Here is a 13317-nt window from a genome sequence, read left to right on the forward strand (position 1 = left end):
CAAGTAATGTGAAAGAGCGCTCCTAGGATGTACCATTAAGCCGTGACTACAGTACTGCTCGTCGAAGACGATCCCGCGATTTCCGAGCCTCTGGCTCGCGCCCTTGGGCGTGAAGGCTATGAGGTCCGAGCTCATGGCACTGGTAAAGGCGCTCTCAATGAGATTGACGGCGCCGATCTAGTTGTCCTCGATTTGGGCTTGCCTGACATTGACGGCCTTGAGGTTGCGCGTGAAATCCGCTCGCAAGGCCGCACCACACCTATCCTGATTCTGACCGCTCGCACTGACGAGGTAGACATGGTCGTAGGCCTGGATGCCGGTGCCGATGACTATGTGACCAAGCCGTTCCGCCTGGCTGAGCTCCTGGCTCGTGTGCGCGCTTTGTTGCGCCGCTCGGTCGGTGACGTGTCAGAGGATGAGATCAGCGCTCAGGACGTGACAATCGATGTCTCTGCACACAGGGCGTTCGTCGGATCGCGTGAACTGCATCTGACTGCCAAAGAATTCGAGCTGCTGCGAGTGCTGGTACGTGAAGCCGGCAACGTGGTCGAGCGTGAAGCGCTGATGCGTGAAGTGTGGGGGTCTGACCCATCAGGGTCGACCAAGACGCTGGATATGCACGTGTCGTGGCTGCGCCGCAAGCTCGGAGACGATGCCGGGTCGCCGCGCTATATCACAACCGTGCGTGGAATGGGTTTCCGTTTCGAAAAGAACGGTCACTAGGCCGCTCCTGCTCGAAGCCTTGCTGCGCTCCCCTTGCTGCGCTGAGTTTGGAATTGGCGTGGCCTACTGGTGGATGCTCATCCTAGCAGTGAGCCAACGCTGACGCCTGTTAGTCCCTGCCGGCGCATGCACGTGCTCGCAGTCAGCCAGTGTCGACACGTTGCGGTGCAACCGGTCAGCGCTTGCACAAAACGATGGGCTGACGCCAAGATTGGAGGGAACGATGAGACGCCGAGCAGCAAAAATGATCCTGGCTGCCGTAGCAGTCGTTGTCCTGCTGATGGGTATTCCGGGTGCGACGATCGGCTCCATCATGGCGTGGCAAAGTGAGCAAAATGCTCTGGACGCGCGCGTCGAATCCCTCATGCGGGCATCTGACCGCCGCATTTCGGAGGGCACGCAGATTTCTGAGCATCTGGTTGAAGCCTGGGCGAAACCGCTGGTCGTGGAAGAGGCTGATGCGTGGACACGTGCGAAGGCGCGCGGGCAGGAGGAAATCGTGGTGGGTGAGACCATCTCGGGCCCTAAACTCAGGTCGTCGGAATCATCTTCGCTGGGGACGATCGTGACGATGGAAACTTCCGCGATGCCCGCGATACGTCGCGTTATCGGTGTGATTGTCCTGTTCATCGGTGGTGCAGCACTATCGATGCTAGTTGGCTGGGCTTTGGCGAAGCGGCTGTCACGCCGACTGTCCGCTCCGCTGATTTATCTGGCTGCTCAGGCCGAGCAAATTGGCGCCGGTATGGTGCGTGCGCGAGTGAAGCCATCCGGCATTGAGGAAATTGACTTGGTCCAGGATGAACTGGCCAGAACAGCAGAGCGCATGGCGGGGCGCTTGGCGGCAGAACGCCGTTTTTCCGCTGATGCTTCTCACCAGCTGCGCACGCCTCTGACGGCTCTGTCGATGCGGCTCGAGGAGATCGAGATGATCGCTGAGCAAGACGAAGTGCGTGAAGAAGCATCCAGCTGTCTTGAACAGGTCGAGCGCTTGACGACCGTGGTGACGGACCTGCTCGACACGTCCAAACGCACCAGCGGGCACACGGAGGCTATCCATGTGGTGGAAATATTCAACACGGCTCGCGAAGAGTGGGAGAGTGCTTTCACGCAGGCCGGTCGGACTTTGACTTTCACCGATGAATCGGGTGCTTCGGTGCTGGCCGATGCAGCGAAGCTCGGGCAGGTGCTGGCAACACTGATCGAAAACTCCTTGCGTTACGGTGCCGGCGAAACGCGAGTGGTTTCCCGCAAGTCACCCACGAAGCGCGGTGTGATGATCGATGTGAGTGACGAGGGCGAGGGTGTCTCTGAGGAACTGGCTCCCGAGATTTTTGACTACGGCGTATCCGGTCACGGGTCCAGTGGAATTGGGCTGGGATTAGCGCACGACCTGACCGAAGCGATGGGCGGGCGACTGGAACTGACGCAGGCAGCGCCACCGGTATTCACCGTGTCACTCGCGGCCATTCCCGCATCGATTGACCCCGACCGAGTCATGCCGCAGGGACCCCTGGTATCAATGGGAAGGCGCTCGCGGCGCTTCTGATTTTTATTGTGTGTGCCGAGTGGTCGCGTGCAAGCGACCACTCGGCACACACAACCCTAGTGCGCTGGGATGTGACGAAGCCGCGGGTGAGCGGTAGATTCTATGTGTGAGCTCATCAAATACTGCGCAGTCACCAGTCGAAGAATCCGCAAACACGGCAGCAGCCGTCGACAACCTCGAAGCGCCAAATGGTCACGTGGCGTCTCATACCACCGGGGCACCTAGCGGTGCGCCAGCGCCTTCTGCACCTCGCCCTGTCATCGCTGTGATTGGTGGTGGTCAGCTGGCGCGCATGATGCAGGAAAGTGCCATTGCACTGGGAATCGACCTACATGCGCTGGTTGAAGCTGAGGATGGTGCAACGGGCTCAGTTGTTGTGCATTCAGTGGTGGGGGACCCCTCGGACATCGATGCTGTGCGCACGATCATCAGCGGCGCGGATGTGCTGACGTTCGAGCATGAACACGTTCCGCAGGACATCCTCAGGCAAGTAGGATCCGACATTGCAATCAATCCACCTGCATCGGCTTTGCTGTACGCGCAGGACAAGCTCGCTATGCGTGAACGCCTCACTGACGCCGGGATTCCGTGCCCCCGTTGGGCGAAGGTCACCACACCCGAGGAACTGGCAGCATTTGGCGACGCGGTTGGATGGCCGGTCATCGTGAAGACACCGGTTGGCGGCTATGATGGTCATGGCGTGCGGGTTGTCGGCGATGCTCATGGTGTTGACGATTGGTTCGACCGTGGAGCGCCGCTCCTTGCTGAAGAAAAGGTGTCATTCACGGTGGAGCTGGCCGCCCTCGTCGCCCGAAATCCATCCGGTCAGGTGCGCTCATGGCCAGTTGCTCAGACGATCCAACACAACGGAGTCTGCTCCATTGTGCGGGTGCCTGCACCAGGTATTTCTGCCGAGCTTGCCCGGCAGGCGGAAGATCTTGGGGAGCGTATTGCAGTTGAGCTGGGAGTCACCGGTGTTTTGGCTGTCGAACTCTTTGTTGCTGATGGGGTTGACGGTGCGCGCGTGTTGGTGAACGAGCTTGCCATGCGACCGCACAATTCGGGTCACTGGACGATCGACGGGTCTGTGACCAGTCAGTTTGAACAGCATCTTCGCGCTGTGCTCGACCTGCCGTTGGGGAGCACGCGAATGACGGCGCCTGCCACGGTCATGGTGAACCTACTGGGGTCGAATCGACACGATCCCAGCGAGGGCCTGTCTCAGGCTTTGGCATCGAGTCCGGAAGCAAAGATCCATCTGTACGGCAAGTCGGTGCGACCCGGCCGGAAGCTCGGACATGTCAACGTATCTGCGACTACGGTGGAAGAAGCTCAGGCCGCAGCTCAGGCGGCGGTCGATGCGCTGTTCGGCGAGCCGGAGGAGGAGGACGGCTAGGCCCGTCACACTGGTCGGCATTGACGAGGGCGACGCTCTGCGGCGTGGCACGTTGAGATTAAGACAGGGGTCTGCCTGATGATGAGGTGGCGGCGCGCTGTGAGTGCGCAAAGCACCAATGAACAACACGAGAGGACACGGAGCACCATGAACCTACAACCATCAGAGGAATCCACGAGTGGTCGCATGCAAGCGACCACTCGGCGCGGCGAGGGTGGCGACGCGTTTCCTATCGTGACCCCAACCGGTCAGAATCCACTGGTCGGGGTGGTCATGGGGTCGGATTCAGATTGGCCGACGATGAAACCTGCCGTTGATGCCCTTGCAGAGTTTGGCATCGCCTGTGAGGTCGGTGTCGTTTCTGCGCACCGCATGCCTGAAGACATGGTGAATTACGGCAGGTCAGCGTCCGAACGAGGTCTGCGTGTCGTCATCGCAGGTGCCGGTGGTGCAGCGCATCTGCCTGGCATGCTCGCAGCGCTCACCGAACTGCCCGTCATCGGTGTTCCGGTACCACTGAAACACTTGGATGGTGTGGACTCCATGCTGTCGATTGTGCAGATGCCTGCTGGCGTCCCGGTCGCCACGGTGTCAATCGGCGGTGCACGAAACGCTGGATTGTTGGCGGTACGTATCCTCAGCGTCGGTACCGACGAGGCTGCTGCCGATCTTCGCGCCCACATGCGAGCTTTCCAGCAGGATCTGCGCGCAGTTGCCATGAACAAAGGAACACGCCTGCGCGATGAACTGGGTGGCCAGAAGCACTAACACCTTTCACTACCGTTGTCGATCCACCAACCAGTACCTGCATCTATCTGGCCCAGCGTTCGGACCGATGCGCGCCGCCCTTCGAATCACACTGAGAGTTCGTCGGACGGTCACGCACCACGCGCGTGACCTGGCATGCATATCCGTAATACAGTAGTGGCATGAGTATTCTTGTATGTGGCGGCGCCGGCTACATCGGCGCACATGTAGTACGGCTTCTCCAGCAGCGCGGTGAACGCGTCATCGTCGTCGACGACTTGTCGTATGGAACGGCTGACCGTATCGGCGACGCGAAACTCATCAAAATCGATTGCGCATCCGATGAAGCTCGCGGCGTTCTGACCAACGCCATGGTCGATGAGGACGTGGACGCAGTAATCCACTTCGCCGCCCGCAAGCAGGTTGGCGAATCGGTGGAGCGCCCCGCCTGGTACTACCAACAGAACATCGGTGGCCTGGCCAACATGCTTCTGGCGATGCAGGATGCAGGCGTCACCCGCATGATCTTTTCCTCCTCTGCCGCGGTGTATGGCATGCCGCCCGTCGAGGTTGTCCCCGAAAACATCGACAAGAAACCAATCAACCCATACGGCGAGACCAAGCTCATCGCCGAGTGGATGATGGCGGACTGTGAACGCGCATGGGACCTGAACTGGATCGGCCTGCGCTACTTCAACGTGGCGGGTGCGGGGTGGAACGACCTGGAAGACCCCGCGACCCTCAACCTGATTCCAATGGTGCTGGATCGCATTTCCAAGGGCGAGTCCGCCAAGATCTTCGGCACAGATTACCCCACGCCGGATGGCACCTGCATCCGCGACTACATCCACGTGCGCGACCTGGCTCAGGCACACATCGCTGCACTTGATGCTCTTGAAGATGGAAAGCCGGAACATCGCGTGTTCAACGTTGGCACTGGGAAAGGCACATCCGTTCGCGAGATCATAGACGGTTTGCGCGAAGTGTCGGGCTGGGATTTCCCGGTCGAGGAGCTGGATCGCCGCGCCGGCGACCCGCCTCAGCTCATCGGCGATTCGTCCCGTATCCGCAAGGACCTGAACTGGACGCCCGAACTGGATGTCCATGACATCCTCAGCTCCGCCTGGGAAGCGTGGCAGGCCGGCCCTCGTCACTTTGAGGTTCCCGCCAGCAAGTAGGAGCCGGCGGACCTTACAGGCTCACGGGTCGCCCTCGTCATTGGTGTTTTCGACAGTGACGAGGGCGGCTTTGTCATGTCGCCGCCAAGGATAGGGGAGCGTGCGCACGCGGTGGCGCTCGTTTAGTCTGCAGGTGGCGCGCACCATTGAGTGTCGGCCGACTACAAGGTGGACCGCACTAGCGACCTACCCGTCAAGCTGGTTGAGGTCCTCTGGCGTGATCTGGCCGCGTGCGACTTTGGCGAAGAACTCGGGCGCAGTTGTATCGCGCAGCAAAACGGCTGAGCCAGATCCGATTTCAAAGCCCATGGATTCGATGGGCGGTGCACCCATGAGTTGGGCGTCACTGGCTGACTTGAATGCCCACACCAATCGGGCAAGGTCGGTTGAATATGCGGACTTGTCGGCGGTGAGTGAACTCGCTCCGGCGCGTTCAACTCTCAGGGTGGCTATCGGGTTGAGCAGGACACTGGGGGACAGGGCCGTCCCGATGGTCTTGGTGATGACCTGGCGTTGGCGCTCGGCTCTGCCGATGTCACCGAGCGGATCTGAATAACGCATGCGTGAAAATGCCAACGCGGTGCGACCATCGGCGTCGTGGCATCCGGCCTGCCAGTTCAGCTCGGACAGCTCGTCATTCACGTCCATGTCGAGGCACAAATTGATGCCCCCCAGCGCGTCAACGATTGTTCCCACGCCGCCCATTCCGATTTCGACGTAGTGATCCACGGTGAGTCCGGTAAGCGATTCGACCGTTGCGACCAGCTGGTTGGGACCTCCCAGGGAGTAGGCTGCGTTGAGCTTGATGTCGCCGTAGTCCGGATCCGACACGTACGTGTCGCGAGGCAGTGAAATTGCGGTGGCCTGACTGTTGGGCGCGACGTTGATCAGCAGAATCGAGTCGGCTCGAGCGCCCTCGGTACCGTCAGCGACGGCTCCATCGGCCCGGGAATCTGAACCGACGAGCAGGTATGTGGTGCCAGGAGTGTCCGCGTTCGTGGTGAGTGCGTCAACTCGCCCGAGGTGCTGGTTCGCATCCCAGACGAGGAATGCCGGCCATCCGATGATGAGCACCAGAATGATGACGAGGACGAGTGGCCAGCGCCTGTGACGCCGGCGTCGCGGGCGTGCGCGGTCGCGCGCGGATGAGCTGGAGGGCTCTGAGGAGCCATATGGGCCGGACGAGCCGTACTGTTGCGCTGGATGCGAACGCTCAGGAATCGTCCATTGGCGTGGCGGATGAAAAGCCTGCTGGCGCGGCGTCGCGGGCGTCCCGTCATCGTTGGTGCCAGAGAGCGCAGCGCGTTGAGATTGAAGCTGACGCACCTGGTCGGCCGGCAGGAACGAGGGTGGCTGGTGCCGCTGATTGCGCGGCGTGGTGTGTGATGGCATGCGCCTAGTTGGCTCCACCGGCTGATTGTGAGCGGAGGATTGCTGTGAGGAATGGGTGCCGGAGCTGTGTGAGGACGCACGGCCCAGGTGGACAGGGCCGCCACGATCTGCACGCGAATGTGAATCAGCGTGAGTAGCGCTGCTTCCTCCGGACTGTTGGACGCGAGAAGAGCTGGATGATGGGTCAGGAGTACCCCGGCGAGCATACGGATCACGGAAGGAACGGCGCTGAGGTGTGGCCGCGGGGTTCGGATCTGCGGGAGCATCGGATGTTGTGCGCAGGTGGCTCGCTGCACTGCGGCCTGGCGAGCGCTGCGCATCTGGCGTGCGGCGATGCTCGGAGATTTTGTGCGCATCATTGGCGCGAGGGCGAGACCGACCCGGGTCAGGTGCAAATGACGGGGGATGGTCTGTCACGTCGAATATTCCTTACTCGTTGAGTTCTTCGGCAGTGCGTCGCATGCAATCGAGAATGCAAAGCATCATAGAAGCGAGAGACTTCGCGGCACGCCAATGGGTACCGGTGTCTAATTTACGTTGTATTGGGCTCAAGGTGCTCGTATGCCTGATCGGTGTCTCAAATCCTGTCGCTCAGTATGGTGCCGAGTGGTCGCTTGCACGCGACCACTCGGCACAACAAAAAAGACGAGGACGCGTGCGAAACGTATCGGCTCGACGTTTAGTGGCCGGTCGGAGGACAACTTGGGGTGCTCTCAGCTGACTCATCTGAGAGATCCTCTGACAGCGGGTCAGGGCCCGGCGCCTCGTTGGTTGCATTACCGCCGTCAATCTCGGTGTTATCAGAGTCGTCGAATGCCCCGGAGCTGTCATCACTGGACTGTCCATCGCCCTCAGGGTAGGGGACTGTGCGCATCACGCCGTTGCCATCGCGGTACTCGCTGCCAGGTGGGTACGGCTCATCGTTGGCAAGAGCGTTCCACACCTCGGTGGCGTCGGGCTCAACTGCGACGACTCTGTTGGGGTCGTAGTCATCTGGCGTGTTCGGCATCATGAGAAATTGGATGTTTTCACGGCTGATACTTGCCAGTGACATGAGCAGTCCCGCGTCATCAGTGATGTCGGCGAATTCACTGGACATCTTGAGCGCCGCCAGAGTCTGCTTGAGGAACGACAGCAATGCCGGCATGTCGGTGATGAAGTTCTTGGACAGTAGTGTGTTGAATATGACACCCACGAGTGCTTGCTGTCGGCTGATCCTCTCAATGTCGGACCCGTCAGAATCCTCCACTCCGTAGCGCACGCGCGCATAATCAAGAGCTCGCCGCCCATCGAGGTGCTGACAGCCCGGATCAAAGTAGATATCCGACTTGTAGTCCTCAATGTGTGAAGGAACGTCAAACCAGACTCCGCCGAGCGCGTCCACCATATGCGCAAAACCAGCGAAATCGACGACTACGAACCCGTCCAGCTCAAGTCCTGTCAATAACTCGACAGTCGCTTTCGTGCATGCGATCCCGCCGGCGATGTCATCTTTGCCTGCCCCGTCAGCAAAGGCAGAGTTGAACTGGCCATAGTGTTCGTAGGTCTCGTAGCCTTCGGCTGACTGGCATGAGGGGATCGTCGTCATCAGGTCGCGCGGAATCGACACCACCTGTACCCTCGAGCGATCCTGCGAGATGTGCACGATCATCGTGGTATCTGAGCGAATGGTGTCGATCTCGTCGGGATCGCCATACGCGTAGTCTGCGTTGTTACGCGAATCAATGCCGGAAACCAGAATGTTCAGTGCTTTGCCGGCGAAAGGATCCCCTGGTGGTTTCTCTTCGTCGGTCGTGCCACCCTTGTCGAAATCGCTGATATCGATGATGTTTTCGGAGAGTTGGTCACGAAAATCTTTAATCACAAAGAAGCCTGTACAGCCTGCTAACAATACAAGCGAGACCAGCACGCCGAGGACAGCGCGAATCGCGCTGAAGTATCGAACTTCAGTGGCGCTATGTTGCATTGCGCGAAACGCAAGGAATCGTTTGGCTGTACTCATTAAGTGTGATTGTACCGGAGAATCGTTATCCAAACGTTATTGAGACTGCAAGGTTTGTCGTGTCGTTCCCCATGCGTATGCGGCCCCTGGCGTGCTAGCGTACGCAGCCCGAGGTCAAAGCGCCGTCGTTGCCCAGATTGACCGCCGATGCTACTTGTCGTCAGCGTCATTGTCGAGGGGGGCGCCGGCATCTTTCGTTTCATCGCCATCTGGCACAGGTTCCGTTGAATCCTTGGCATCGGCAGGGAAAACGCTGTCAGAGGTTGTCCCAGAATATGCATCGTCATCACGATAGTGAGGAAGCGGCGGGTGTGTTGACAGCGCGATAGCGCGAGCTAACTGAGTTAAACGTTTTTCCGTATCGGCATCGCGCCGATACGTCGTGGCAACTTGCATGAAGAAAGCCAAAACCAACGCGTAGAGCAGGAGGTTGATGCCTCGCTCCACGCCCAGCCAGGCGGCCAGACGGTTCAGCAGACCGGGAAAGAGCACCGCGAATGCTGCAAAGACGATCATCAGCAGCATGCCGAGGCGTTTGAGCGCCAGTTGGTTCGGATTGCGTATGGGACGCATGACGAACCATGCCAGCAGTAGCAGCCCCGCCAGCAGGAGTAGCTTGATAAGCCAGTAATTTGTCAACATGTCGCTCACCCCATCAGCAATTCGACGAGGATATTAATGGAGTTCAGCAGTGACTGTCCCTTGGAGCGCGAGTAGTCGGTGTAAATGATCGTGACCGGAAATTCCAGCCACTTCATCTTTGAACGCGCCAGTTGGGCAACGATTTGAGAAGCATGTGCCATACGGTTTTGCGTCAAATGCACGTGTTCGACAGCGTCGCGGCGCAGTAATCGCAGACCGTTGTGCGCATCGGTCAGTTTCATTCCGGTGCGCACGCGAGTCACCAGCGCTGCCGTTTTCAGCACCACACGCTTGAAACTGGAAATATCGACGTGACCTTCAAGGAAGCGGGAGCCGAAGATAATCGGCGTGTCGGTATCGATTGAGGTGCGGCGCATTGCCACTGCGTCTTCGACGCGGTGTTGTCCATCGGCATCAAAGGTGACGGCGTAGGTGCCGTCGGTGCGGGTGAGGAAGTATTCGAATCCAGTTTGTAGCGCCGCGCCCTGACCGAGGTTAATGGGATGCGTCACCACGTGTGCCCCGGCTAGACGCGCCTGTCTGGCGGAATCATCTTTTGACCCGTCGTCCACGCACACAATGTTCGGGAACGTGCGCCGCGCCTGCTGGATCACCTGTCCGACAACTGTGGCCTCGTTATATAAAGGCACAATCAGCCACGTGTCCTCATATCGCTCCATGCTGGCATTATTCCACACCGGTGCGCACGCTCTGCCTGCGCATTGCCGAAGTGTGCGGGTGGTGCCTGTGATCTTGGGCTGTGAGTGCGTATGATTAAGTGGCTACAGTACGTCAGGAGGGTATATGCCCAGAATTGTTGATACTGCCGATGTTGCATCGAGCGCGTCCATTGGCGAAGGCTCCAGCATCTGGCATCTCGCCCAGGTACGCGAAGATGCTCACATCGGTGAAAACTGCATCGTTGGCCGTGGTGCCTATATTGGCGAGGGCGTTCACATGGGGAACAACTGCAAAGTGCAGAACTACGCCCTTGTCTATGAGCCCGCATCCCTTGCCGATGGTGTCTTTATCGGTCCGGCAGCAGTCCTGACCAACGATCACTTCCCCAGGGCCGTCAACCCGGATGGAACCATCAAATCTGCATCTGACTGGGAGCCGGTTGGCGTCACCATCAAGGAAGGCGCCGCAATTGGCGCTCGCAGCGTGTGCGTGGCGCCCGTGACGATCGGCGCATGGGCCACAGTCGCTGCCGGAGCAGTCGTCACGAAGAACGTCCCTGATTTCGCCCTTGTTGCCGGCGTGCCAGCCAGGCGCATTGGGTGGGTCGGCCGCTCGGGCGCACGCCTTGAACCAGTGGATCGACATGACATTGACGAGGGCGCTCGCAGCGCTCTCGAACCGGTGAACGAGGGGCAGACACTGTACCGCTGCCCTTTGACTGGTGACCTGTACTACGAAGAACAATCAAGTGATGGACAGACAACGTTGAAAGAGGTTTCTCACTAATGGAACGTGCATTTATCCCGCCTGCAAAGCCACTGATCGGTGACGACGAGCGTCAGGCTGTTGACGATGTGCTCGCAACCGGAATGGTTGTTCAGGGCCCTCAGGTCAAGGCTTTCGAAGAAGAATTCTCTGAGCAGGTTGTCGCAGGCGTGAACTGCGTGGCCGTCAACTCCGGCACATCAGCTCAGCACGTCGCCACGCTGGCCTCACAGCTGCCGGAAGGCTCTGAAGTCATCGTTCCGTCGTTCACCTTCGCTGCCACCGGCAACTCTGTTGCCATCGCCGGAGCCAACCCTGTGTTCGCTGATATTGACGTCAACACGTTCACCCTCGATCCGGCCAGCGTTGAAGCTGCAATCACTGACAAGACCGTAGCCATCGAGGTCGTGCACCTGTACGGCCTGCCGGCCAACATGCCAGCCATCCTTGAGATCGCCAAGAAGCACAATCTGCTGGTCTTCGAAGACTGCGCTCAGGCACACGCCGCGTCGATCAACGGCAAGCCGGTGGGTACGTTCGGCAGTTGGGGATCCTTCTCCTTCTACCCGACGAAGAACATGACGTCCCTTGAGGGCGGCATGGTCACCACCGCTGACGATGAGCTTGCTCGCCGCTGCCGCCTGATCCGTAACCAGGGCATGGAAAAGCAGTACGCCAATGAGTTGGTCGGTCTGAACAACCGTATGACTGATGTGGCTGCTGCTGTTGGTCGCACACAGCTGAAGAAACTCGCAGGCTGGACGAAGACCCGCAAGGAGAACGCTGCAAAGCTCAGCGAGGGTCTCGCCTCTGTGAACGGAGTGGTCACCCCGACCGTGCCGGAAGGCTACTCACACGTCTACCACCAGTACACAATCCGTCTGGAAGGCGCGACCGGCGAGGAACGTGATGCATTCCGCGACGCACTGAAAGACCAATGGCAGGTCGGCTCCGGCGTGTACTACCCGATCCCGAATCACCGCCTGCAGTCCCTGGCACCCTACGCTGAGGGTCTTGAACTGCCGAACACGGAAAAGGCTGCCCGCGAGGTTGTCTCCCTGCCGGTTCACCCCTCCCTGTCGGCTGAAGACCTGGATCGCATCGTTGAGGCCGTGTCCGCATGCGCCAAGGCTGGAGCGTGAGTCGCATGACATCATCAGCACCTGAGCGGCATCGCATCGAAAAAGGACAGCCTATTCGCGTGGGTGTCCTCGGCATCGGTTCGATGGGACGTCACCACGTGCGCAATGCACGCTCAACCGAAGGGTTCGAACTGGTCGGCATTGCCGATCCCAGCGGTGACCGCTTCGGCGTAGCCGGCGACATGCCAGTTCTTCCAGACGTTGATGCTCTGATCGAAACCGGGATTGACGCCGCCATTGTCGCTGTCCCCACCATTTTCCACGAGGAAGCGGCTCTCAAACTGGCTGAAGCTGAGGTTCACACACTGGTTGAAAAACCGCTTGCCGCAAGTGTCGAGGCCGGGCAGCGTCTGGCTGACGCGTTCAACGCAGCAGGACTTGTCGGCGCTGTTGGCTACGTGGAGCGTTGCAACCCGGCGATCATGGAGATGCGTCGCCGCGTTCAGGACGGCCAGCTCGGTCAGGTCTACCAGATCGTCACGCGTCGCCAGTCCCCATTCCCTGCACGCATTTCTGACGTGGGTGTTGTCAAGGATCTGGCCACTCACGACGTGGATCTGGCCGCATGGGTCGCCGGCTCCACCTATGCCGAACTATTCGCACAGACCGCGTACCGGTCGGGGCGTGAACACGAGGACATGGTCACGGTGTCGGGTCGTTTCGCCAACGGAGTGCTGGTCAACCACCTGGTCAACTGGCTCACCCCGTACAAGGACCGCACCACGATCGTCACAGGCGAACATGGCGCGCTGGTCGCCAACACCGTGATGGGGGATCTGACCTTCTTCGAAAACGGCCAGATGCCTGTCCAGTGGGATCAGATCGCCGCATTCCGCGGAGTGTCCGAAGGCACCATGACGCGATACGCCTTGACCAAGCGTGAGCCGATCGCCGTGGAGCAGGAGCACTTCCGCGACGCCATCTGGGGCGTTGGCGATGAGCACGTCACGATGAATGACGGCCTTGCTGCGCTGCGCGTGGTCGAAGCAATCCTGAAGTCCGCTTCATCCAATGAGGTTGTGCACTTCGACAACTGAATACTGACGCACTTATCAGGTCACCACTTAACTTGGTGACCGCCGGACGCCCTCGTTCATTCC

General features: G+C 59.5%; 12 protein-coding genes. 8 read left to right on the forward strand and 4 right to left on the reverse strand.

Annotated features, from left to right (window positions below):
• Positions 1 to 42 precede the first annotated feature (42 nt).
• From AC1EJZ_RS06550 to galE, 5 genes are all read left to right on the forward strand, one after another.
• On the forward strand, positions 43 to 723 hold the full coding sequence (locus AC1EJZ_RS06550) for a response regulator transcription factor (RefSeq protein ID WP_058237062.1): 681 nt from the start codon (positions 43 to 45) through the stop codon (positions 721 to 723).
• A gap of 223 nt (positions 724 to 946) precedes the next feature.
• Positions 947 to 2272, forward strand: coding sequence for a HAMP domain-containing sensor histidine kinase (locus tag AC1EJZ_RS06555; protein WP_480294317.1), 1326 nt, complete (start codon positions 947 to 949; stop codon positions 2270 to 2272).
• Between the two features lie 196 nt (positions 2273 to 2468).
• The gene (locus AC1EJZ_RS06560) at positions 2469 to 3668 is read left to right on the forward strand and encodes a 5-(carboxyamino)imidazole ribonucleotide synthase (protein ID WP_074026257.1); all 1200 of its coding nucleotides are present in this window, start codon (positions 2469 to 2471) and stop codon (positions 3666 to 3668) included.
• Between the two features lie 186 nt (positions 3669 to 3854).
• On the forward strand, positions 3855 to 4436 hold the full coding sequence (gene purE / locus AC1EJZ_RS06565) for a 5-(carboxyamino)imidazole ribonucleotide mutase (protein ID WP_058237060.1): 582 nt from the start codon (positions 3855 to 3857) through the stop codon (positions 4434 to 4436).
• Positions 4437 to 4597: 161 nt separating this feature from the next.
• On the forward strand, positions 4598 to 5593 hold the full coding sequence (gene galE, locus AC1EJZ_RS06570) for a UDP-glucose 4-epimerase GalE (RefSeq protein ID WP_092648732.1): 996 nt from the start codon (positions 4598 to 4600) through the stop codon (positions 5591 to 5593).
• A 186-nt stretch (positions 5594 to 5779) separates the two neighbouring features.
• On the opposite strand, the gene AC1EJZ_RS06575 is transcribed toward galE, so the two are convergent.
• From AC1EJZ_RS06575 to AC1EJZ_RS06590, 4 genes are all read right to left on the reverse strand, one after another.
• On the reverse strand, positions 5780 to 7402 hold the full coding sequence (locus AC1EJZ_RS06575; protein WP_480294318.1) for an LCP family protein: 1623 nt from the start codon (positions 7400 to 7402) through the stop codon (positions 5780 to 5782).
• Positions 7403 to 7664: 262 nt separating this feature from the next.
• On the reverse strand, positions 7665 to 8849 hold the full coding sequence (locus AC1EJZ_RS06580; RefSeq protein WP_480294319.1) for an LCP family protein: 1185 nt from the start codon (positions 8847 to 8849) through the stop codon (positions 7665 to 7667).
• Positions 8850 to 9137: 288 nt separating this feature from the next.
• A complete protein-coding gene (locus tag AC1EJZ_RS06585; RefSeq protein WP_257525480.1) occupies positions 9138 to 9629 on the reverse strand; it encodes a DUF2304 domain-containing protein in 492 nt (163 codons plus the stop codon).
• 5 nt (positions 9630 to 9634) lie between these two features.
• Positions 9635 to 10309 (reverse strand): glycosyltransferase family 2 protein, encoded by a 675-nt coding sequence (locus AC1EJZ_RS06590; RefSeq protein WP_058237057.1) that lies wholly within the window; start codon positions 10307 to 10309, stop codon positions 9635 to 9637.
• A 124-nt stretch (positions 10310 to 10433) separates the two neighbouring features.
• Here AC1EJZ_RS06590 and AC1EJZ_RS06595 point away from each other — a divergent pair, with 124 nt between their 5' ends.
• Genes AC1EJZ_RS06595 through AC1EJZ_RS06605 form a run of 3 tightly spaced genes read left to right on the forward strand, consistent with a single transcriptional unit; the run spans position 10434 to position 13254 of the window.
• The gene (locus tag AC1EJZ_RS06595) at positions 10434 to 11096 is read left to right on the forward strand and encodes an acyltransferase (protein ID WP_480294321.1); all 663 of its coding nucleotides are present in this window, start codon (positions 10434 to 10436) and stop codon (positions 11094 to 11096) included.
• Entirely contained in the window at positions 11096 to 12217 is a 1122-nt protein-coding gene (locus tag AC1EJZ_RS06600) for a DegT/DnrJ/EryC1/StrS family aminotransferase (RefSeq protein ID WP_058237055.1), read from the forward strand. The genes AC1EJZ_RS06595 and AC1EJZ_RS06600 overlap by 1 nt, the downstream gene beginning before the upstream one ends.
• A gap of 5 nt (positions 12218 to 12222) precedes the next feature.
• Positions 12223 to 13254 carry a Gfo/Idh/MocA family protein gene (locus AC1EJZ_RS06605; RefSeq protein ID WP_058237054.1) on the forward strand — a complete coding sequence of 344 codons (1032 nt, stop codon included), beginning with the start codon at positions 12223 to 12225 and terminating at the stop codon, positions 13252 to 13254.
• Positions 13255 to 13317: the final 63 nt, after the last annotated feature.

The sequence above is a fragment of the Pauljensenia sp. C0170B5 genome (assembly GCF_056590195.1).